This is a genomic window from Streptomyces sp. NPDC001544, from assembly GCF_042894285.1.
Classification (GTDB): domain Bacteria; phylum Actinomycetota; class Actinomycetes; order Streptomycetales; family Streptomycetaceae; genus Streptomyces.
Genome location: NZ_JBIAVN010000029.1, coordinates 1 through 20,085 on the forward strand (window position 1 = coordinate 1; position 20,085 = coordinate 20,085).

Consider the following 20,085-nt stretch of genomic DNA (forward strand, 5'->3'; position numbering starts at 1 on the left):
GAGCTCGCGCGGGGGCACCCCCATTCGCCCCGCTCACCAGCGCCGATGAGGCACCGCCCGTGCCCTGCGACCTGATCCGCCGGACAGGCCCTAGCAGCTCGGGCGGTTCTGTTTCGCGGGCGGCTGCGGGCCGTCGGTGGCTTGCCGCGCCCGCGCGGCGGCAGCCGCATATGGACACAGTCCCGCGCCCCAGGGTGGTCCGGTCGCGCCGGTGGCCTACATACGGCTCATTGACGCCGCCGCGAACAGGACGTCCCTGATGGCGTCCCGGTCGCCCAGCTGACCCGCGGCTGCCTCTTCCGGGGAGATGTGACCCGCTGCCAGGCGGCAGAACTCCACCCCGTCCAACGCGACGTGGGCCACCTCGTGGTCGGCCGATGCCGGCGCGGTGGGGGAGTCCAGCGGGATCAGCCACTCGCCGCCCCCCGAGCCCTCGATCTCCAGGCGCAGGGTGCGGCCCGGTGCGCCGGCCGGGCGCAGGTGCCGGGCGGGGCCCGGGGAGGCCGGCCCCGAGCTGCGCCGCGCCGCCAGCACGAGGGGCAGCATACGGGCCGCCAGGTCGATCATGCCGTGCAGATGGCCCGGCGCGGGCGGCAGGTACGGGTAGTCGACGGCCTCCGCGATGTCCTCCGCGTGCACCCAGCACTCGAAGGCCCGGTCCAGCATCGAGTCGGCCAGCGGCAGCGTGAAGTCGCCGTAGGGGACGGCGCGTTCGGCGGCGTTGGGCCCGGTGAAGGACACCGTCCGCACCAGGTGGTGGCTCTGCTCGCGCCACGGCGCCCGCACGGCCCGGGTGGGCGGGAACCGCGAGGCCCGCCAGAAGGCCTCCGTACGGGCGGCGGGCCCGGCCGCCTTCCCGGCCTCCGCCCCGGCGTCCGTGTCGGTCAGCGGGTCCTCCAGGCCCAGCGCCACCGCCACCAGCCCGTCGACGGTCAGCAGATGCGCGATGACGCCAGCGACGGTGGTCCGGCGGCTGGTCGGCTCGTCCCCCGCGAACCACCGCAGCCGTACCGGCGCATGCCACTCCGCGTCCCCGAAGTCCTGCAGCAGTGCGTCCAGCCGCGCGGTCTCGGCGTCGTACGGAGCCGCCCACTCCGGCACCGGGATGCGCGGCGGGCGCCGGTCGAGGCAACTGCGCAGGACGCGGGCGCGCAGCCCGGGATCGAGGTCCAGGCTCTCGGGCTGGTGCAGCAGCCCCACCGCCTCGCGCAGCCGCAGCGCCTCCTCCGCGCACGCGCCGCAGTCGCCCAGGTGCGCCTCGACGGCCGCTGTCTCGCCCGCCGAGCAGGCCGCCAGCGCCCACGCGCCGAGCAGCGACTTCAGGACGTCGTGCGACAGGTCCGGCGGCGCGGACACGAGATCCCGCGGATCGGGCAGCGGTACCCCGCTGTCCTCGACGGGGGCGCGGGGCAGCGGTATGCGGGGCGGGGGTTCCGGGTCCGGTCCCGGTGCGTCCCCGCCGCCGGCGCCGGTGCCGTCGTACTGCTCGAAGCCCGTCACGCCGTGCCCCCGTATCCGGGCGGTGCCCCGGGCGTCGCCGTGTCGTGTGCGGTGGAGAGCAGTTGCAGGCCCAGGCGGAGCCGACGGCGGGCCTCGTCCTCGGTGACGCCGAGGTCGGCGGCGGCCTGCCGGTAGTCGCGGCGCTGGACGTAGGCCAGGTCCAGGGCGGCGCGCAGCGGGGCGGGCATGGAGTGGACGATGTAGTCGGCGCGGGCGGCGACCGAGGCGCGGCGCACCTTGCGTTCCAGTTCCTCGGTGTGGTCCTCGGGGGAGCCGTCCCGGCCCTGGGTGAGGGCGGCGGTCTCGGTGGCCCGTAGCCGCTGCACGGCGAGCCGCTGGGTCAGCGCGAAGACCCAGGAGCGCAGGGGGCCCTGCCGGGGGTCGTAGGCGTCGGGGTGTTCCCAGACGTGGACGAAGACCTCGCGGGTGACGCGGTCGGCGGCGCGTTCGTCGCCGAGGACGCGATGGGCGAGGCTGTGCACGAGTGAGGCGAACCGGTCGTAGAGCTCGCCGAGCGCGGCCGCCTCTCCGCGTGCGAGCCGCTGCTGCATCCTGCGGTCCCAGCGGGGTGGTGCGTCCTTCCTGGCCATCCGGCTCCCTCCCTCCCCGTGTCCAGCCTCGATCCGCGGTGTTCCCGAATGTAGTCGGCATGCCGGACGGCGCACGCCCCTTTGTGTCAATGTGCGCTCCCCGACGGCCCGCGAGTGGTAAGGGGCCTTCGCTGTGTCTCCTTCACTTCGACCGGGTAACACGAAACGACCATCTCCGATCGAACAGGATCGAAGGTGACCGAAACAAGCCCTTCGCTGATCGGCTGCCGTTTTACGTGAAGGGTTTCCGGGAACGGCCGCTGGGCAGCCGCGCGGAAAGAAGCGTAGGAACTGATTCCGTTTCCGGGCAGATCCGGGAGGATCCGGGCGGTTCCGGGAGATCCGGTGAGCGGAGGGCATGGCCGTGGCATTCAAGGTGACCGGCGTCGAACGGGGTCAGTGGTCCGTGCTCGGGGTGTCGGGGGAACTCGACCTGATGACCTCCCCGGTGCTGCGCCAGCGCGTGCACGACGCGGTGGCCGAGGGGCATCACAGCCTCGTCCTCGACCTCTCGGACGTCTTCTTCTGCGACTCCAGCGGCGTCGGCGTGCTGATCGCGGCACGCCGTCTGATCCGCTCCTGCCAGGGACGGCTGCGGCTGATCCTCCCCGCCCAGGGCGCGGTCGACGGCTCCCACGTCAACCGGGTCCTCGGCGCGCTCGGCGTACGACGCCTGTTCGACGTCTACCCGGACGTCGCGGCGGCGGTGGACGAGGAACCCCTGTCGGCCTGAGCACGGTGCGCACGGCCGGGCCGGGCGTTGCCACGACTTATCGTGACTGTGCCACATTGTTGTCCCGAAATTACCCCAGTCCTGGTGCAGGCTTCGCTTTCGTGTGCTCCGACCCCCCACGGCGTCGTACGCTCCCTGCCGGACGTACCCCCACGTGAGTAAGGCGGCTCGAAACACATGGTCAGCACCGAGTACGAGCGCAGGATCGCCGCCCGGTTCGCCACCTTCGACCAGGACGGCAGCGGATACATCGACGGGCTGGACTTCAGCGGCGCGGCCAAGGCGCTGCTCGCCGAGTTCGGTGTGGCGGCCCGCTCCGGCAAGGGGCAGGCCCTGTACGCCGGTGCCGAGGCGCTCTGGCAGGGCATGGCCGGGATCGCGGACCGGGACGGCGACCAGCGCATCACGCGTGAGGAGTTCGTCACCGGGGCGGTCAAGCGGCTGCGCGACAACCCGGAGCGGTTCGCGGAGATCGCCCGGCCCTTCCTGCACGCCGCCCTGGACGTGGCGGACACCGACGGGGACGGCGCGGCCACCGTCACGGACACCGCGCGCGTGCTGCGGGCCTTCGGCGTCCCGGAGGACGTCGCCCAGGCGGTGGCCGGCGGACTCGACACCGACGGCGACGGCAAGGTGGGCGAGGCGGAGATCGTCCCGGCCTTCGCCCGCTACTTCACCGTCCCCGAATAGCGCTCACGCAGCTTGTACTTGAGCACCTTCCGCAGGGTGTCGCCTCGCGGAAGGGCATCCACCACCTCGAGCTGCTCCGGCAGTTTGTGCACCGACAGCCCTTCCGCGCGCAGGTACGAGGTGACGGCGGCCAGCGTCAGCTCTCCGGCCCCCGCCTCCCGCTCCACGACCGCGCACACCCGCTCCCCGCGCTCGGCGTCCGGCAGCCCGATCACGGCCACGTCGCCCACCGCCGGGTGCCGGTGCAGCAGGTCCTCGATCTCCTTCGCCGAGATGTTCTCGCCCTTGCGGATGATCACGTCCTTGCGGCGCCCGGTGAGGACGAGGTGACCGGTTTCGGTCAGATGCCCGAGGTCGCCGGTGCGCAGGAAACCCTCCTCGTCGAAGGCCTCCGCGGTCTGCGCCGGATCCAGGTAGCCCTGGCAGACGGCCTCCCCGCGCAGCCGCACCTCCCCGTCGGCGATCCGTATCTCCATCTCCGCCGGAGGCCGCCCCTCGGTCGTCGCCAGGTTCTCGGCGGTGTCGTTCGGCGAACCCATCGTGATCATCGGCACCTCGGTCATCCCGTACCCGTGGGTGAGCTGCACGCCCATCTCCCGGGTCACGGCGTGATAGAGGTCCGGTGGCTTGGGCGCCCCGCCGCCCGCGAGGAGCCGTAGCGTGGGGATCACCTTGGTCCCCGGCTGCTTGCGCTGCTCGGCCAGGAACATGGAGTAGAACGCCGTCGAACCGCCGGCCACCGTCACCCCGTGCCTGCGGTAGCCCTCCAGCGCGTCCGGCAGCGCGAACTGCTCGAACATCACCGCCGGGAAGCCGTACAGCAGCAGCATCACCGTGTAGTCGGGCCCGGCGATGTGCGCGTAGGGGAAGGCCATCGAGCCCACGTCGTCCGCCGTGAGGTGCAGCGCGTGCGCCAGGCAGGACCCGCCGGCGATCAGCGAACGGTCGGTGTGCAGCACGCCCTTGGGGTCGGAGGTGGTCCCCGAGGTCCAGTAGATCCAGCGCACGGAGGTGCCCTCGGCGGGCGGGGCGGGGAGCACCGCCGGATCGCCCTCGGGCAGGTCGTCGTACGCCTCGAAGACGCCCCTCGCGCCGAGCCGCCGTGCCATCCCGGTGTGGTCGTACCCCCGCCAGGTCCCCGGTACCGCGAAGAACTCCGCCTTGGACTCCCGCAGCGCGAAGGCGACCTCACGGTCCCGGTAGAAGGGGATGACCGGTGACTGCACGGCCCCGAGCCGGGCCAGGGCGAAGGACAGCAGGGCCGTCTCGATCCGGGTGGGAAGCTGCCAGGCGACCACCGTGCCGGGGCGTACGCCCATGCCGTACAGGCCCGCCGCGACCCGCTCGGCGCCCTCGCGCAGCCCGCCGAAGGTCAGGGTGCGGTGGTCCGCCCCGTCGTCCTGGAGCAGGACCGGCCGGTCGGGGGTGAGGTCGGCGCGGCGGGCGACCAGCTCCCAGAGGGTGCGGGAGGAGCCGAGGGCGTGGGCGGTGTCGGTCACGGTGTACCCCCATCAGCTGACGCTCTGTCAGATCCAGCCAGAGCGTAGGGCGGTGTGCCTTGTCGGTCCAGAAGTGCGGGACTAGCCTGCTGGACCGATGGACGATCTGACGAACCATCAGATTCATCGGACGATCAGCCAGGCGGAGGGGACCATGACCGAACTGCCCCGCATCATCAGCGTCGACGACCACGTGATCGAGCCCGCGCACCTCTTCGAGACCTGGCTGCCGGCGAAGTACCGCGACCGCGGTCCCAAGCCGCTCACCGCCGGGATCGGCGAACTCGCCTACGTCGGAGGCAAGTACCAGATCACGATGGACCCCGACGGCCCGCCCACCGACTGGTGGATCTACGAGGACCTGAAGTTCCCGTACAAGCGCAACATCGCCGCCGTCGGCTTCGACCGGGACGACATGACCCTGGAGGGCATCACCCGCGAGGAGATGCGGCGCGGCTGCTGGGACCCGAAGGCCCGGCTGGAGGACATGGACCTCAACCACGTCGAGGGCAGCCTCTGCTTCCCGACCTTCCCGCGGTTCTGCGGGCAGACCTTCGCCGAGGCGCACGACAAGGAGGTCGCCCTGGCCTGCGTGCGCGCCTACAACGACTGGATGGTGGAGGAGTGGTGCGGGGACAGCGGCGGACGGCTGATCCCGCTGTGCCTGATCCCGCTGTGGGACGTGCGGCTCGCCGTCGAGGAGATCCGGCGCAACGCCGAGCGCGGCGTCCGGGCGGTCACCTTCTCCGAGATCCCCACCCACCTGGGCCTGCCCTCCATCCACTCCGGCTACTGGGACCCGTTCTTCGCGGCCTGCCAGGAGACGGGGACGGTCGTCAACATGCACATCGGCAGCAGCTCGCAGATGCCCGCCGCCTCCCCGGACGCGCCCCCGGCCGTGCAGGCGTCGCTGTCCTTCAACAACGCGATGGCCTCGATGATGGACTTCCTCTTCAGCGGCGTCCTGGTGAAGTTCCCGCAGCTCAGACTCGCCTACTCCGAGGGCCAGATGGGCTGGATCCCGTATGCCCTGGAGCGCGCCGACGACGTCTGGGAGGAGCACCGGGCCTGGGGCGGGGTCCGCGACCTGATCCCCGAACCGCCGTCGACGTACTACTACCGGCAGATCTTCTGCTGCTTCTTCCGCGACAAGCACGGCGTCGCGTCGCTGGACGTCGTCGGCCGGGACAACGCCACCTTCGAGACCGACTACCCGCACGTCGACTCGACCTTCCCGCACACCAGGGAGGTCGCCCTCGACCATGTGAAGGGCCTCGACGACGAGACGGTCTACAAGCTCATGCGGGGCAACGCGATCCGCATGCTCTCCCTGGACCTCGACAAGTGACCGCCCCATGGACCTGACGTACACGCCCGAGGAGGAGGAGTTCCGGGCCCGGCTGCGGGAATGGCTGGGCAAGGTGCTGCCCACGCTCCCGCCGGGGCCCTCCCCGGACGACTGGCCGGCCCGCCGCGCCCACGACCTCGGCTGGCAGCGGATGCTGTACGACGCCGGGTACGGCCACGTCCACTGGGACGCCTCGCCGACCACGCGGCTGATCTTCCTGGAGGAGACGGAGAAGGCGGGCGCCCCGTACGTCGGCGCCAACTTCGTGGGACTGCTGCACGCGGGACCGACGATCGCCGCCGAGGGGACGGCCGGACAGCGTGAGCGCTGGCTGCCGCCGATCCTGCGCGGCGAGGAGGTGTGGTGCCAGGGGTTCAGCGAGCCGGACGCCGGCTCCGACCTGGCGGCGCTGCGCACGCGCGCGTGGCGGGACGGCGACGACTACGTGGTGAGCGGATCCAAGCTCTGGACCTCGCACGCCGAGGTCGCCGACTGGTGCGAGCTGCTGGTGCGCACGGACCCGGCGGCGCCCAAGCACAAGGGCATCACCTGGCTCGCGATGCCCATGGACGCCCCCGGCGTCACCGTACGGCCGCTGCGGACGCTCGCGGGGTCGGCGGAGTTCGCCGAGGTGTTCCTCGACGAGGTGCGGGTGCCGGTCGCCAACCGGGTCGGGGCGGAGAACGACGGCTGGCGGGTCACCATGGTGACGCTGTCCTTCGAGCGCGGCACGGCGTTCGTCGGCGAGGTCATCGCCTGCCGCCGGGTCCTCGGCGCACTGGCCCGCGAGGCGCGGCGCAACGGCCGCTGGGACGACCCGGCGCTGCGGCGGCGGCTGGGCGGGCTGAACGCCGAGTTCCGCGCGCTGTGGCGGCTGACGCAGTGGAACGTCAGCGAGGCGGAGTCGAGCGGCGGCGTCCCCGGGGCCGGGGGTTCGGTCTTCAAACTGAGGTACTCGCACGCGCGTCAGGAGCTGTACGACACCGCGGCCGACGTCCTCGGCCCGGACTGCCTCGACCTCGACCGGCCCTGGGTGCCGGACCGGCTGTCCTCCCTGTCGTACACCATCGCGGCCGGGACCTCGCAGATCCAGCGGACCATCGTGGGCGAGCGGATCCTCGGCCTGCCGAAGGGGCGGTGAGCCGTATGCGGTTCCAACTGACCGGCGACCAGCGCGCCCTGCGGGACGGGGTACGGCAACTGCTGGCCCGGCGTTTCGACGCCCAGGCCCTGCGGGCGGCGGTCACCGCGCCGGGCCTCGACCGGGCGCTGTGGCGGGAGCTGGGGGAGGCCGGGTTCTTCGCGCTGCGGCTGCCGGAGGCGGACGGCGGGGCCGGAGCGGGCCTGCCCGAGACGGTGCTGGCCTTCGAGGAGGCCGGGCGGGCGCTGCTGCCCGGCCCGCTGGCGGCCACCCATCTGGCGGCCGGGACCGTACCGGGGGCGGCCACGGGGGAGGCGGTGGTGACCGCCGTGGACGGTGGCCTGGTGGAGTGGCTGGCCGAGGCCGACACCGTGCTCGGGGACGCCTCCGGGGCCGTCCCCCTGCGGTCCGTGGACCCGCTGACGCCCCTGCACCGCGTCCCCGGGGGCCCCGGGGCCCGTACGGCGGATCCCGTCGCCGTACTCCTCACGGCCGCCGAACAACTGGGCACGGCCGCGCGCGTGTGCGAGCTGGCGGTGCAACACGCCCGGGCGCGAGAGCAGTTCGGGCAGCCCGTCGGAGCCTTCCAGGCGGTCAAACACCTGTGCGCCCAGATGCTGGTCCGGGCCGAGACCGCCCGGGCCGCCGTCTACGCGGCGGCGGTGACCGCCGACCCCGTGGACATCGCGGCGGCCCGGCTGCTCGCCGACGAGGCGGCCGTGCGCGGCGCCCGCGACTGCCTCCAGGTGCACGGCGGCATGGGCTTCACCTGGGAATCAGAGGTCCACCTCCATCTGAAGCGAACGTGGGTACGAGCACAACGTGGCGGTGGCGCTACGGAGAGTGAGGAGTTGCTCGCCGCCGATCTCCTCGTCTGAAGCGTCCGTACGGCGCCTGTACTGGGAGGCGGCGTGCCGCCGGCCGGGAGATGTCGCGGATCGTGGCGGAGTGTGATCACGGAGCGTTGGTGGCGGGGTGTGTCCCATCCGTGACTCGTCACCCCTCGGAGTCGGTGAGCACTCCGGTACCTTGGGTGAGATGCGAGTGGTCGAGAGCTCGAACCGTGCCGGCGAGGCCCGCAAGGCGGCCTCGCAACCGGCTTGTTCGAGTCTCCGGGATGACCGTCGCACAGTATGCCGTACACGTACTCCTTCGCGCTGGAATATGCCCGAAGCGCTTGTTGAGGTGACTGTACGTCAACCATGCTGTCTTCCAAGGGAATCACGTTCCGTGACCCCTGCTCTGGCCGTTGTTCTGGCCATGCAGAAAATGGCTACGATCGTGGCCCCCGTCGTGCTGCTCGCCGCGACATCTGTCGCGGCGTTCGTGTGGCGTCGGGCCATGTGTCCGCCGGTTCGGATGGTGTGAGCGGTGCAGGTGCTTCAAGTGCAGCTGGAGATCCGACCCGACCCCGCGGAGGTGGGGCGGGCCAGGAGGTGGGCGCGCTCGCGGCTCGCCAGAGCCGGTATGGCGGACGACGAGTCGCTCGCCGAGACCCTGGTGCTGCTCGTCTCCGAGCTGGTCACCAACGCCGTGGTGCACACCGGGACACCGGCCGTGCTGCGGCTCTCGCTGCCCGGCGCGGAGGCGCAGCAGGCCACCGTGCGCCTGGAGGTGGCCGACTCCAGCGCCCGTGCCCCGGTGCCCCGGTGCGCGGACGACGACGCCACCGGCGGCCGGGGCCTCGCCCTCGTCGACGGCCTCGCCGACCGCTGGGGCTGGGCCGCGGAAGGTGCGGGCAAGCGCATCTGGTGCGAGCTCGACCGCTGCGGGCGGCCCGCGGAGGGCGCGGCGGTGGCGTACCGGGGCGGGCCCGCCACCGTCGAAGGGTTCGCGTTCGAGGCGGTGTAGCCCGGCGCACGGGTGCAGGCGCGTCCGTCGGGGCCTCGCCTGCCTCGGGTGGTGCGCCGGGTGTGCATCCGTGCGCGTCCATCGTGAACGGGACGTAGGTGACAAATCCCCGTTCGGGTGTTGACGGCACGTGACCCCGTGATCACGCTTGTGCTCATCGATTCGCCGCGAGGGGACGGCGAGGGCCCGGGGGGCGGGCCCTCGGCGAGTGTGGGTCGGAGCCGGGTGGCGGCGTGCGGGACCTCGCTCAAGAGGGATGCCGGTGCGCCGCCGGCCGGATTCCCCGCCCGGCTCAGAGAACGGCGACCGGAGCCACGGGGGTGCCGGTCGCGCCGACGAACGGCTCGGGCATCGCCGACAGCAGGAACGTGTACCGGCCCTCTTCTCCACAGGCTGTGGACAACTCTTCGAGATTCCAGTTCTGGCCCTGCAGCATCCCCATCTCCACCAGATCGAGGGCGTGCACGGGCAGCCACAGATCGGCTATCTCCGGCGGAAATATCTCAAAGGTGAGGGTGTCGTTGGCGACCGCGGCGACATCGCGCGCGTGGAACCACTCCGGCGTGCGCACCGACAGCCCCGGCGACGGATAGCCGTACCCGTGCTTGTCGCCCGCCAGGTACACCTGCACCTGACCGGTCCGTACGAGCACGATGTCGCCCGCGCGCACCCGGACCCCGGCGAACGCCTCGGCCGCCTCCAGGTCCTCCGGCGTGACCGCGTGCCCGCCCTCCAGCCGGTCCACGCCCCGCGCTCCCGCCACGTCCAGCAGCACACCCCGCGAGACGATGTGCCGCGCCTTGTCGATACCGCTGAACTCGGCGCCGCCGTGCGCGGTGACCGTGCCCGCGGGGCGGCCGTTGTAGAGCCTCCCCGAGTGCGACACATGGGTCAGCGCGTCCCAGTGCGTCCCCGCCTGCAGCCCCATCGTCACGGCGTCGTCGCTGCAGGCCACCGTCCCCGGGCCGAACAGCTCCTGGTTGATCTGCACCATCGCGTGCAGCGGATTCACCCGGCCCGGGATCATCCCGGTCTGCACGCCGTCCTCCTTCAGCGGCAGTGCCAGGGGGACCCGGCGCCCGGAGCGGACGGTGGCCGCCGCCTCGCGCACCACCTCGTCGGTGATCAGGTTCAGGGTGCCGATCTCGTCGTCGGTCCCCCAGCGCCCCCAGTTGTTCACCCGCTTGGCGATGTCGTGGAACTCGGGATGGAGTGCGGCCAGTGACATCTCGGTCCTCCCCGGGGCTTGTCTCCGCGCGTCCGGCGCGCCATAAAATCTAACGGTCCGTCAGAAACTCCGGGAAGGGGCCGGGCGTGGGGAACTTCTTGGCAGGCAAGGCCGTCGCCGTCACCGGTGCCGGCCGGGGCATCGGCCGGGCGGTCGCGCTCGCGGCGGCGGCCGAGGGCGCGAAGGTCGTCGTCAACGACTACGGCGTCTCCACCGACGGCACCTCACCCACCAGCGAGGTCGCCGACGCCGTGGTCAAGGAGATCGAGGCGGCCGGCGGCGGGGCCGTCGCGGTCGCCGACGACATCTCCACCATGGCGGGCGGGCAGCGGGTCGTGGACACCGCCCTGTCGGCGTACGGGCGCCTCGACGGGGTGGTCTGCGTCGCCGGGATCCTGCGCGAGCGGATGCTGTTCAACATGACCGAGGAGGAGTGGGACCCGGTCGTCGCCACCCATCTCAAGGGCACCTTCACCGTCTTCCGGGCGGCCTCCGCGGTCATGCGGAAGCAGAAGTCCGGCACGCTCATCGGCTTCACCAGCGGCAACCACCAGGGCTCCGTCTCGCAGGCCAACTACAGCGCGGCCAAGGGCGGCATCATCTCGCTCGTGCGCAGCGCGGCCCTCGGGCTGCACAAGTACGGGGTGACCGCGAACGCGGTGGCGCCGGTCGCGCGTACCCGGATGTCCGCGGGTGTGCCGACGGAGCTGAAGGAGATCGGGGAGCCGGAGGACGTGGCGGCGCTGGTCGTCTACCTGCTGTCGGACCGGGCGCGGGAGCAGCGGATCACCGGGCAGGTGTACACGATCGCGGGGCCGAAGCTGGCGGTGTGGGCCCAGCCGCGGGAGCTGCGCTCGGCTTATGCGGAGGGGCGTTGGACGCCGGAGGCGATTGCCGACTTTCTGCCCGGTTCGGTCGGGGTCGATCCCATGCCGATGCTGGCCCAGCTGGAGGCGATGGAACGGGCGGCTCGGGAGGGGGCTCGGCCTAACGCCCAGTAGCTCGGGTGCGGTCGTGTGGCGGCTGCGGGTTTGTCGTGGCTTGTCGCGCCCACGCGGCGGAGCCGCACATTGATACGGCCCCGCGCCCCTGCCTAGCTGTACCTGACCGGCACTTGGAGGAGGCCCCCCGTGGACTTTGGATTCACCGCCGAGGACGAGGCGTTCCGCGGCGAGGCAAGGGAATGGCTCACGACGCACGCCGGGGCCACCCACGACCGCCGGGCCTGGGAACGTACCCTCGGCTCGGCCGGGTGGATAGGGATCGGCTGGCCGGAGTCGGGGTACGGCAACCGGACCGCGACGCTCACCCAGCAGGTCGCCTGGGCGGAGGAGTACGCGCGGTCGGCGGCGCCTGCGCGGTCCGGGCACATCGGGGAGAACCTGCTCGCGCCCACGCTGATCGCGCACGGCAGCGACGAGCAGAAAGCACGTTTCCTGCCGCCCGTCGCGGCCGGCGAGGAGCTGTGGTGCCAGGGGTACAGCGAGCCGGGTGCCGGGTCGGATCTGGCCGGGGTGCGGACCTCGGCGGTGCAGGAGGGGGCGCACTACCGGATCACCGGGCAGAAGATCTGGACCTCCCTCGCGCACGAGGCCGACTGGTGCTTCGTGCTCGCCCGCACCGACCCCGCCTCCCGCCGCCACCAGGGCTTGAGCTTCCTGCTCGTGCCCATGGACCAGCCGGGCCGGATCGAGGTCCGCCCGATCCGGCAGCTCACCGGCACGAGCGACTTCAACGAGGTCTTCTTCGACGGTGCGCGCGCACGCGTCGAGCACGTCGTGGGAGGCGAGGGCAACGGCTGGCGGGTGGCGATGAGCCTGCTCGGTTTCGAGCGGGGGGTGTCGACGCTCGCCCAGCAGATCGGGTTCGCCGAGGAGTTGGGGCGGGTGGTGCGGGCGGCCCTGGACACCGGTGCCGCCGACGATCCCGTCCTGCGCGACCGGCTGGTCCGGCAGTGGGCCGAGTTGCGGGTGATGCGCTGGAACGCCCTGCGCACGCTGGGCGGTTTTGGCGGTCCCGGTGCCCCCAGCGCGGCCAAGCTGCTGTGGGCGGGCTGGCACCAGCGGCTCGGGGAGCTGGCGATGGCGGTGCGCGGGGCGGCGGCGAGCGCGGGCCCGGCCGACTGGTCGCCGTCGGCGCCGTACGAACTGGACGCGTTCCAGCACCTGTTCCTGTTCTCCCGGGCCGACACCATCTACGGCGGCTCGGACCAGGTGCAGCGCACGATCATCGCCGAGCGGGTGCTCGGTCTGCCGAGGGAACCGAAGGGCTGAGGGGGCACGAGGCATGCGCGGTGTGGTGTACGACGGCATACAGGCACAGGTCGTGGACGATCTGACCGTACGCGACCCGGGGCCCGGCGAGGTGCAGGTGGCCGTTTCGGCGGCGGGGCTGTGCCACAGCGACCTGTCGGTGCTGGACGGGACCATCCCCTTTCCCGTCCCCCTGGTCATGGGGCACGAGGGGGCGGGGATCGTGGAGGCGGTCGGCGAGGGCGTCACGCACGTCTCGCCCGGCGACCACGTGGCGCTGTCCACGCTGGCCAACTGCGGCACCTGCGCGGCGTGCGACCAGGGCCGGCCGACGATGTGCCGGCAGGCGATCGGCCGGCCGGGGCGGCCGTTCCTCCGGGGCCCCGACGCGCTGTACCAGTTCGCCGCCAACTCCGCCTTCGCCGAACGCACGGTCGTGAAGGCCGTGCAGGCGGTCCGGATCCCCGAGGACATCCCGCTGCCGTCCGCCGCGCTCATCGGCTGCGCGGTGCTGACCGGGGTGGGGGCGGTGCTCAACCGGGCCCGGGTGGAACACGGTGACACCGTCGTGGTGATCGGCACCGGTGGGATCGGCCTGAACGTGCTGCAGGGCGCGCGGCTCGCGGGCGCCCTGCGGATCGTGGCGGTCGACGCCAACCCGGAGAAGGAGGCGGTCGCCCGGCGGTTCGGCGCGACCGACTTCCTGACCTCGACGGACGGGGTGCGGGACCTGCTGCCCACCGGCGCCGACCACACCTTCGAGTGCGTCGGCCGCATCGAACTGATCCGCCGGGCCATCGACCTCCTCGACCGGGAGGGCCAGGCGATCCTGCTGGGCGTTCCTCCGGCCGGTGCGGAGGCGTCCTTCCTGGTCTCCTCGATGTACCTGGACAAGGCGATCCTGGGCTGCCGCTACGGCTCCTCGCGCCCCCAGCACGACATCGCCCTCTACGCCGATCTGTACCGCGAGGGCCGCCTTCTCCTCGACGAACTGGTGACCGCGACCTACCCGGTGGAGGACTTCGAGAAGGCGTGCGACGACGCGCGCGGAGGCCGGGTGGCGCGGGCCGTGCTCACGTTCTGACCGCGGTCTGGAACGTCCGCCGGTACGCCGTCGGTGTCACCCCCAGCGCCGCCTGGAGGTGCTGCCGCATCGACTGGGCCGTGCCGAACCCGGCGTCCCGGGCCACCTGGTCGACGGACAGGTCCGTGGACTCCAGCAGGTGCCGCGCCCGCTCCACGCGCTGCTGGGTCAGCCACTGGCCCGGGCTGATGCCGACCTCCTCGCGGAAGCGGCGGGTGAAGGTCCGTACCGACATGGACTCCTGCGCGGCCATGTCCCGGAGCTGGATCGGCTCGTGGAGCCGGCCGAGCGCCCAGGCGCGGGCGCCGGTCGTGGTGGCCTGCTGCGGGTCGGGCACCGGCCGCTCGATGTACTGCGCCTGCCCGCCGTCGCGGTGCGGGGGGACGACCGTCCGCCGGGCCACGTCGTTGGCGACGGCCGTGCCGTGGTCCCGGCGCACCATGTGCAGGCACAGGTCGATGCCGGCGGCGACACCCGCGGAGGTGAGGAGGTCGCCGTCGTCGATGAACAGCACGTCCGGGTCGACCTTGATCCGCGGGAAGAGGCGCTGGAAGCGGTCGGCGTCGGCCCAGTGGGTGGTGGCCGGGCGGCCGTCGAGGAGGCCCGCGGCGGCCAGGACGTAGACGCCGGTGCAGATGGAGGCCATCCGTGTGCCGGGGCGGACGAGGGCGAGCGCGGCGGCCAGTTCCCCGGTCAGCACGCCCTCCTCGAAGACCGGGCCCAGTTCGTACGAGGCCGGGACGATCACCGTGTCGGCGGTGGCGAGCGCCTCGGGTCCGTGCGCCACGTGGATGGCGAAGTCGGCGTCGGTCTCGACCGGGCCGGGCGGCCGGACCGAGCAGGTCAGGACCTCGTACAGGTGCCGTCCCGCGGCGTCCTTGGGGCGGCCGAAGATGCGGTGCGGGATGCCCAGTTCGAAGGGCAGCAGACCGTCCAGCGCGAGGACGACGACGCGGTGCGGGCGGAAGTCGGCGGCCGTTTCCATGGCCCGATTCTAGTGAATGCTGTCCTTCGGGCCACTCGATGGGTGCGGGTTCCCGGCGGATGCTCTATGTCGTGACCCAGACAACCGAGGCCGTGGCCACCGCAGAGGAATCCCCGTACGTCAACCGGTACAAGATCCACCGGGCATGGTTCGTCGCCGCCGTCACGTTCGTGACGATCATCGGCGCGGCGGCCTTCCGCTCGCTGCCCGGACTGCTCATCGACCCCCTCAACGAGGAGTTCGGCTGGTCGCGCGGCACCATCGGCGCGGCCGTCTCCATCAACCTGGCGCTGTACGGGCTCACCGCGCCGTTCGCCGCCGCGCTGATGGACCGCTTCGGCATCCGCCGGGTGGTGGCCGTCGCGCTGACCGTGATCGCGCTCGGCTCGGGCCTGACCGTGTGGATGACCGCGGCCTGGCAACTGCTGCTGTGCTGGGGCCTGCTGGTCGGGCTCGGCTCCGGCTCCATGGCGCTGGCCTTCGCCGCGACCGTCACCAACCGCTGGTTCACCGAGCGCCGCGGCCTGGTCAGCGGCATCCTGACCGCCGCCTCCGCCTCCGGTCAGCTCATCTTCCTGCCGTTGCTGTCCTGGATCGTCGAGACCCACCACTGGCGCCCGGCCGCCGTCACGGTCGCGCTCGCCGCCCTCACCGTCGTGCCGTTCGTCTGGCTGCTGCTGCGCGACCACCCGGCCGACGTGGGCGAGAAGCCGTACGGTGCGAAGGAGTTCGTCCCCAAGCCGGCCCCGGTCGCCGGCGCCGCCCGCCGCACCCTCACGGTCCTCTCCTCCGCCGTCCGCACGGGCCCGTTCTGGCTGCTCGCCGGCACCTTCGCGATCTGCGGCGCCTCCACCAACGGCCTGATCCAGACCCACTTCGTGCCCGCCGCCCACGACCACGGCATGCCGATCACGGCGGCGGCCTCGCTGCTCGCGGTCATCGGCGTGTTCGACGTGGTCGGCACGATCGCCTCCGGCTGGTTCACCGACCGCTTCGAACCACGCCGTCTGCTCGCCGTGTACTACGCGCTGCGGGGCGTCTCCCTGCTGTTCCTGCCGATGCTGCTGGCCCCGACGGTCCACCCGCCGATGATCTTCTTCATCGTCTTCTACGGCCTCGACTGGGTCGCCACCGTCCCGCCCACCCTCGCCCTGTGCCGCGAACAGTACGGCGACGACAGCGCCATCGTCTTCGGCTGGGTCCTCGCCTCCCACCAGGTCGGCGCCGCCCTCGTCGCCTACCTCGGCGGCGTCGCCCGCGACGTCTTCGGCTCCTACGACATGATCTGGTACGCCTCCGGCGCCCTGTGCGCGGCGGCGGCCCTGATGGCCCTGGTGATCCGACGCCGACCGGCGGTCCGGACCGGGGAGCCCGTGGCCGTGGGCCAGGCGGGACTGACTTCGGCGTGACCCGATCCGCCGAACAGGCCCTGGACCAGGGACCCGAGTGGGCATCGCCCGTCCGTACAACGCGTCGAGACCGACCATCAACACCCCGCCTCGCACCGCCTCGGCCCGCCGCCTAGCGGAACCGCCCCCGGTGGAACAGCAGCGGCGCCGTCTCCCCGTCCCCCGTTCCCAGGGCGTCGACCCGGCCCACCACGATCAGGTGGTCGCCGCCGGTGTGCACCGCGTGGATCGTGCAGTCGATCCACGCGAGGGTGCCCGCCAGGCGCGGGGAGCCGGAGACCGGGGCCGGGTCGTGCTCGACGCCCGCGAACTTGTCCGCGCCGCTCATCGCGAAGCCCCGGCACAGGTCGCCCTGCCCGGCGGCGAGGACGTTGACGCAGAAGGTGCCCGCGCGGGCGATGCGCGGCCAGGTCGTCGACGTACGGCCGACCATGAAGGCGACCAGGGGCGGGTCGAGGGAGAGGGAGGTGAAGGACTGGCAGGCGAAGCCGGCGGGGGAGCGGTCGCCGTCGGTCGGTGGTGCGGTGATCACGGTGACGCCCGTCGCGAAGGTCCCGAGGACGCGCCGGAAGTCGGCCTGGTCGACGGGGGCGCGTTCGTCCGCTCCGACGCAGCGCAGATCCGGGCGCGGCAGCGCCGGAACGGGGGCCGGAGGCCCGGCCGGCCTGAGGTATCGGACGGCGGCGGCGGCCGCCCCTGCGTGTCCCATCACGTTCCCATTGAAGGTGACGGTTCGTCAGATGGGAAGGGCTAGCGGCCCTTGTACTCGGGGTTTCTGCGCTCCACGAACGCGGCGAGCCCCTCCCGCGCGTCCCGCGTCGTCATGTTGATCTCCTGCGCGGCCGCCTCGGCGGCGAAGGCGGCGGCCCGGTCGGTGTCGAGGGAGGCGTTGACGAGCTGCTTGGTCAGGGCGAGGGCGCGGGTGGGGCCGGCGGCCAGCCGCTCCGCCCACGCGCGGGCCGTCTTCTCCAACTCACCGTCCGCCACGACCCGGTTGACCAGCCCCAGCCGCTCGGCGTCGGCGGCGGACAGCGCGTCCCCGAAGAACATCAGCTCCTTGGCCCGCTGCGGGCCGACCAGCCGGGGCAGGAGATAGGCGCCGCCGCCGTCGGGTACGAGCCCGCGCCGCGCGAACACCTCGATGAACCGGGCCGACTCCGCGGCCAGCACCAGATCGCAGGCGAGGGCGAGATGGGCGCCGAGCCCGGCCGCCGTGCCGTTCACGGCGGCGATCACCGGTTTCTCGCAGTCGAGGACGGCGGCGGCCAGCCGCTGTGCGCCGAGGCGGAGCATCCGCGCCACGTCACCGGCGACCCGCTCACCCGCCCCCGCACCGCCCCGCAGATCGGCGCCCGCGCAGAAACCGCGCCCGGTCCCGGTGATGACCACAACCCGTACCTCGGGGTCGGCCGAGGCGTCCGCCAGCAGCCCGATGACCCGTTCCCGCTGGCCGGGTGTGAGGGCGTTGAGGGCCTCGGGCCGGTTGAGCGTGATCGACGAGACCTGACCGGCCACCTCGTGCAGCACCCACGTCTCCGGCTCCATCAGCGGCACACCGCCAGCGCGTCCAGCGCCACCGCGCCCTGCCCCCTGGGCAGCACCATCAGCGGGTTGATGTCCAGCTCCGCCAGCTCGTCCCCGAGCTCCAGCGCCATCCGCTGCACCCGCAGCACGACCTCCACGAGCGCGTCCAGATCGGCCGCCGGCCGGCCCCGGACCCCGTCCAGCAGGGCCCGCCCGCGCAGCTCGGCGAGCATGTCCCGGGCCTGGTCCTCACCGAACGGCGGCACCCGTACGGCCGCGTCGCGCAGCACCTCCACCAGCACCCCGCCGAGCCCCACGGTCACGGTCGGCCCGAACAGCTCGTCGTGGGTGACGCCGACGACCATCTCCACGCCCCGCTCGACCATCTGGCAGACCAGCACCCCGTCCAGCGCGACGCCCTCGTAGCGGGCGATGTCGTTCAGCTCGCGGTAGGCGTCCCGGACCTGGCTGGCCGAGGTCAGGCCGATCTTCACGAGGCCCAGCTCCGTCTTGTGGGCGATCTGCGCCCCGGACGCCTTCATCACCACCGGGTAGCCGACCTGGCCCGCCGCCCGCACGGCCGCCGCCGCGCTGGTCACCAGTTGCTCGCGCGGCACCCGGATGCCGTAGGCGCGCAGGAGCTGCTTGGCCGCGTGCTCGCTGAGCTGCTCGCCGGGCCGCATCAGCATGCGCGCCTTGCGGAAGGAGGGGGAGGGGGTGCGGGGTGCCTCGTCGAAGGGGGAGCGGTAGGCGTGTACGAAGCGGTGGTGGTCGAGGTAGGCGCGGACCGCGGTGAGGCAGTTGCCGACGGTACGGAAGGTGGCCACCCGGGAGGACCCGAGCAGCACGTCCCGGTACGCGCTCTCGGTGCCGACCGGGGAGCCCCACACCACGCACACCAGTTTGTCCGTGTGCTCCGCCGCGTCGACCAGGTCCCGCACGAGCTTGTCGCTGAGCGGCGGGAAGGGCCCGGTGACCGGGCAGATCAACACTCCCACCTCGGGGTCGTCGAGGATCGCGTCGATGATCTTCCGTCCGCGTTCGTCGCCGACCGGGTGCCCGCCGTTGTCCACCGGGTTGGCCACGCTCAGGTACTCCGGTATCCACTGGTGCAGCTCGGCCTGCCTGCCCTCGGACAGCACCGGCAGGTGCAGTCCAGCCCCGGCCGCCAGGTCGGCGACGTGCGCGCCCGTGCCGCCGGAGATCGAGTAGACGACGACCCCGTGGGCGCGCGGGGCGCGGGCGCGGGCCAGCAGGGCGGCGGTGTCCTGGAGTTCGTCCAGCCCGTCGACGCGGATGACCCCGTACTGCCGCATCGCCGCGTCCACCACGTCGTCGGCACCCGTCAGCTTCCCGGTGTGGGAGGCGGCGGTACGCGCGCCGGCCTCGGTGCGCCCCACCTTCACGGCGACGACGGGGACCTTGCGGCGGGCGGCCCGGTCCGCGGCGAGCAGGAACGCGCGGCCGTCCTTGAGGCCCTCCACATAGCAGGCGATGGCGCCGACTTCCGGCCGTTCGGCGAAGTAGGAGATGAAGTCGGCGCTCTCCAGGTCGGCCTCGTTGCCGGTGGGCGCCCAGTGGGACAGCCGGATGCCGAGCTCCTGCAGGGCGAAGACGGGCCGGCCCTGGTGCCCGGACTGGGTGATCAGGGCGATGGCCGGACCGTCGAGGTCGTCCCGGAACCGCTCGAAGGCGTTGAGGTTCGTGTTCGGCCCGAGCAGTCTGAGGCCGGAGCGCCGGACGGCCGCCGCGAGCCGGGCCTGGGCGCGGACGCCCTCCTCACCGGTCTCCGCGAACCCGGAGGCGAAGGCGACGGCGAACTTCACCTTGGTCCCGGCGAGTTCCTCGATCACCGGCAGCGGGTCGGCGACCAGCAGCACGGCGAGGTCCACCTGTCCGGGCAGGTCGGCGACGGAGGGGACGCAGGGGATGCCGAAGACGGACGGCCGGCTGGGGTGCACCGGGTGCACCCGCGCCCCCACCCGCTCCGCCCAGGAGAGCAGCTGCCTGGTGATGCCGGTGTTCGGCCTCCCCTCCGTGTCCGAGGCGCCGACCACGGCGACGGACTCGGGGCGGAAGAACCGGTCGAGATCGGGGACGTCCCGGTGCAGTGGCCGGCCGCTGACGTCCAGCTCGTCCACGTCGGCCGCCCGGCCGTGCACGGCGGGCCCGGGTCGGGGCTCGCCGCAGGCGATGACCCGGGCCCGGCGGGAGTCGGTGGTGAGGGTGCCGTGGGTTGATCCAAGCATCG

Annotated in this window: 18 protein-coding genes; 10 read left to right on the plus strand and 8 right to left on the minus strand. The window is 72.7% G+C overall.

Going from position 1 to position 20,085, the window contains the following annotated elements; translation table 11 throughout:
• Positions 1 to 216: 216 nt before the first annotated feature.
• Both ACFY0F_RS38020 and ACFY0F_RS38025 read right to left on the minus strand, forming a co-directional pair.
• Complete coding sequence (locus ACFY0F_RS38020; protein WP_388805549.1) at positions 217 to 1,515, minus strand: maleylpyruvate isomerase N-terminal domain-containing protein; 1,299 nt, start codon at positions 1,513 to 1,515, stop codon at positions 217 to 219.
• Positions 1,497 to 2,090, minus strand: coding sequence for an RNA polymerase sigma factor (locus ACFY0F_RS38025; RefSeq protein WP_388805386.1), 594 nt, complete (start codon positions 2,088 to 2,090; stop codon positions 1,497 to 1,499). Before ACFY0F_RS38025 ends, ACFY0F_RS38020 begins: the two co-directional genes overlap by 19 nt.
• Before the next feature lie 358 nt (positions 2,091 to 2,448).
• On the opposite strand from ACFY0F_RS38025, the gene ACFY0F_RS38030 reads away from it, so the two are divergent.
• Together ACFY0F_RS38030 and ACFY0F_RS38035 are read left to right on the plus strand one after the other, a co-directional pair.
• Complete coding sequence (locus ACFY0F_RS38030; protein WP_388805389.1) at positions 2,449 to 2,823, plus strand: STAS domain-containing protein; 375 nt, start codon at positions 2,449 to 2,451, stop codon at positions 2,821 to 2,823.
• 177 nt (positions 2,824 to 3,000) lie between these two features.
• The gene (locus ACFY0F_RS38035; RefSeq protein WP_388805392.1) at positions 3,001 to 3,513 is read left to right on the plus strand and encodes an EF-hand domain-containing protein; all 513 of its coding nucleotides are present in this window, start codon (positions 3,001 to 3,003) and stop codon (positions 3,511 to 3,513) included.
• Here ACFY0F_RS38035 and ACFY0F_RS38040 read toward each other — a convergent pair.
• Positions 3,492 to 5,012, minus strand: a complete 1,521-nt coding sequence (locus ACFY0F_RS38040) for a class I adenylate-forming enzyme family protein (protein ID WP_388805395.1) — start codon at positions 5,010 to 5,012, stop codon at positions 3,492 to 3,494. The two genes, ACFY0F_RS38035 and ACFY0F_RS38040, sit on opposite strands and share 22 nt — an antisense overlap.
• Before the next feature lie 154 nt (positions 5,013 to 5,166).
• Here ACFY0F_RS38040 and ACFY0F_RS38045 point away from each other — a divergent pair, with 154 nt between their 5' ends.
• From ACFY0F_RS38045 to ACFY0F_RS38060, 4 genes are all read left to right on the plus strand, one after another.
• Positions 5,167 to 6,360: an amidohydrolase family protein gene (locus ACFY0F_RS38045; RefSeq protein ID WP_388805398.1), complete on the plus strand. Its 1,194-nt coding sequence runs from the start codon at positions 5,167 to 5,169 to the stop codon at positions 6,358 to 6,360.
• Positions 6,361 to 6,367: 7 nt separating this feature from the next.
• Complete coding sequence (locus ACFY0F_RS38050; RefSeq protein WP_388805401.1) at positions 6,368 to 7,501, plus strand: acyl-CoA dehydrogenase; 1,134 nt, start codon at positions 6,368 to 6,370, stop codon at positions 7,499 to 7,501.
• 5 nt (positions 7,502 to 7,506) lie between these two features.
• A complete protein-coding gene (locus ACFY0F_RS38055) occupies positions 7,507 to 8,379 on the plus strand; it encodes an acyl-CoA dehydrogenase family protein (RefSeq protein WP_388805404.1) in 873 nt (290 codons plus the stop codon).
• A 508-nt stretch (positions 8,380 to 8,887) separates the two neighbouring features.
• The gene (locus ACFY0F_RS38060; protein ID WP_388805407.1) at positions 8,888 to 9,352 is read left to right on the plus strand and encodes an ATP-binding protein; all 465 of its coding nucleotides are present in this window, start codon (positions 8,888 to 8,890) and stop codon (positions 9,350 to 9,352) included.
• 292 nt (positions 9,353 to 9,644) lie between these two features.
• On the opposite strand, the gene ACFY0F_RS38065 is transcribed toward ACFY0F_RS38060, so the two are convergent.
• Positions 9,645 to 10,580 carry a cyclase family protein gene (locus ACFY0F_RS38065; protein ID WP_388805410.1) on the minus strand — a complete coding sequence of 312 codons (936 nt, stop codon included), beginning with the start codon at positions 10,578 to 10,580 and terminating at the stop codon, positions 9,645 to 9,647.
• An 86-nt stretch (positions 10,581 to 10,666) separates the two neighbouring features.
• Between ACFY0F_RS38065 and ACFY0F_RS38070 the strand changes: the two genes are divergently transcribed.
• The 3 genes from ACFY0F_RS38070 (at position 10,667) to ACFY0F_RS38080 (ending at position 13,916) form a co-directional block, all read left to right on the plus strand.
• On the plus strand, positions 10,667 to 11,581 hold the full coding sequence (locus tag ACFY0F_RS38070; protein WP_388805413.1) for an SDR family oxidoreductase: 915 nt from the start codon (positions 10,667 to 10,669) through the stop codon (positions 11,579 to 11,581).
• Positions 11,582 to 11,710: 129 nt separating this feature from the next.
• Complete coding sequence (locus ACFY0F_RS38075; protein ID WP_388805416.1) at positions 11,711 to 12,853, plus strand: acyl-CoA dehydrogenase family protein; 1,143 nt, start codon at positions 11,711 to 11,713, stop codon at positions 12,851 to 12,853.
• A gap of 13 nt (positions 12,854 to 12,866) precedes the next feature.
• Positions 12,867 to 13,916 (plus strand): Zn-dependent alcohol dehydrogenase, encoded by a 1,050-nt coding sequence (locus ACFY0F_RS38080; protein ID WP_388805419.1) that lies wholly within the window; start codon positions 12,867 to 12,869, stop codon positions 13,914 to 13,916.
• On the opposite strand, the gene ACFY0F_RS38085 is transcribed toward ACFY0F_RS38080, so the two are convergent.
• A complete protein-coding gene (locus ACFY0F_RS38085) occupies positions 13,906 to 14,901 on the minus strand; it encodes a GlxA family transcriptional regulator (protein WP_388805422.1) in 996 nt (331 codons plus the stop codon). The two genes, ACFY0F_RS38080 and ACFY0F_RS38085, sit on opposite strands and share 11 nt — an antisense overlap.
• A gap of 71 nt (positions 14,902 to 14,972) precedes the next feature.
• Between ACFY0F_RS38085 and ACFY0F_RS38090 the strand changes: the two genes are divergently transcribed.
• Positions 14,973 to 16,310 carry an MFS transporter gene (locus ACFY0F_RS38090; RefSeq protein WP_388805425.1) on the plus strand — a complete coding sequence of 446 codons (1,338 nt, stop codon included), beginning with the start codon at positions 14,973 to 14,975 and terminating at the stop codon, positions 16,308 to 16,310.
• 112 nt (positions 16,311 to 16,422) lie between these two features.
• On the opposite strand, the gene ACFY0F_RS38095 is transcribed toward ACFY0F_RS38090, so the two are convergent.
• From ACFY0F_RS38095 to ACFY0F_RS38105, 3 genes are read right to left on the minus strand one after another with little or no spacing between them, the layout of a single operon-like run.
• Positions 16,423 to 17,019, minus strand: coding sequence for a flavin reductase family protein (locus tag ACFY0F_RS38095; RefSeq protein WP_388805551.1), 597 nt, complete (start codon positions 17,017 to 17,019; stop codon positions 16,423 to 16,425).
• Positions 17,020 to 17,060: 41 nt separating this feature from the next.
• Positions 17,061 to 17,855: an enoyl-CoA hydratase/isomerase family protein gene (locus ACFY0F_RS38100; protein ID WP_388805428.1), complete on the minus strand. Its 795-nt coding sequence runs from the start codon at positions 17,853 to 17,855 to the stop codon at positions 17,061 to 17,063.
• Positions 17,855 to 20,083 carry an acetate--CoA ligase family protein gene (locus tag ACFY0F_RS38105; RefSeq protein ID WP_388805431.1) on the minus strand — a complete coding sequence of 743 codons (2,229 nt, stop codon included), beginning with the start codon at positions 20,081 to 20,083 and terminating at the stop codon, positions 17,855 to 17,857. The genes ACFY0F_RS38100 and ACFY0F_RS38105 overlap by 1 nt, the downstream gene beginning before the upstream one ends.
• Positions 20,084 to 20,085 lie beyond the last annotated feature (2 nt).

Coding starts and splice junctions, on each gene's coding strand:
- ACFY0F_RS38025 (WP_388805386.1), bottom strand. CDS start 2,090: ATGGCCAGGAAGGACGCACCACCCCGCTGGGACCGCAGGATGCAGCAG.
- ACFY0F_RS38030 (WP_388805389.1), top strand. CDS start 2,449: ATGGCCGTGGCATTCAAGGTGACCGGCGTCGAACGGGGTCAGTGGTCC.
- ACFY0F_RS38035 (WP_388805392.1), top strand. CDS start 3,001: ATGGTCAGCACCGAGTACGAGCGCAGGATCGCCGCCCGGTTCGCCACC.
- ACFY0F_RS38045 (WP_388805398.1), top strand. CDS start 5,167: ATGACCGAACTGCCCCGCATCATCAGCGTCGACGACCACGTGATCGAG.
- ACFY0F_RS38050 (WP_388805401.1), top strand. CDS start 6,368: ATGGACCTGACGTACACGCCCGAGGAGGAGGAGTTCCGGGCCCGGCTG.
- ACFY0F_RS38055 (WP_388805404.1), top strand. CDS start 7,507: ATGCGGTTCCAACTGACCGGCGACCAGCGCGCCCTGCGGGACGGGGTA.
- ACFY0F_RS38065 (WP_388805410.1), bottom strand. CDS start 10,580: ATGTCACTGGCCGCACTCCATCCCGAGTTCCACGACATCGCCAAGCGG.
- ACFY0F_RS38080 (WP_388805419.1), top strand. CDS start 12,867: ATGCGCGGTGTGGTGTACGACGGCATACAGGCACAGGTCGTGGACGAT.
- ACFY0F_RS38085 (WP_388805422.1), bottom strand. CDS start 14,901: ATGGAAACGGCCGCCGACTTCCGCCCGCACCGCGTCGTCGTCCTCGCG.
- ACFY0F_RS38095 (WP_388805551.1), bottom strand. CDS start 17,019: ATGGGACACGCAGGGGCGGCCGCCGCCGCCGTCCGATACCTCAGGCCG.
- ACFY0F_RS38100 (WP_388805428.1), bottom strand. CDS start 17,855: ATGGAGCCGGAGACGTGGGTGCTGCACGAGGTGGCCGGTCAGGTCTCG.
- ACFY0F_RS38105 (WP_388805431.1), bottom strand. CDS start 20,083: ATGCTTGGATCAACCCACGGCACCCTCACCACCGACTCCCGCCGGGCC.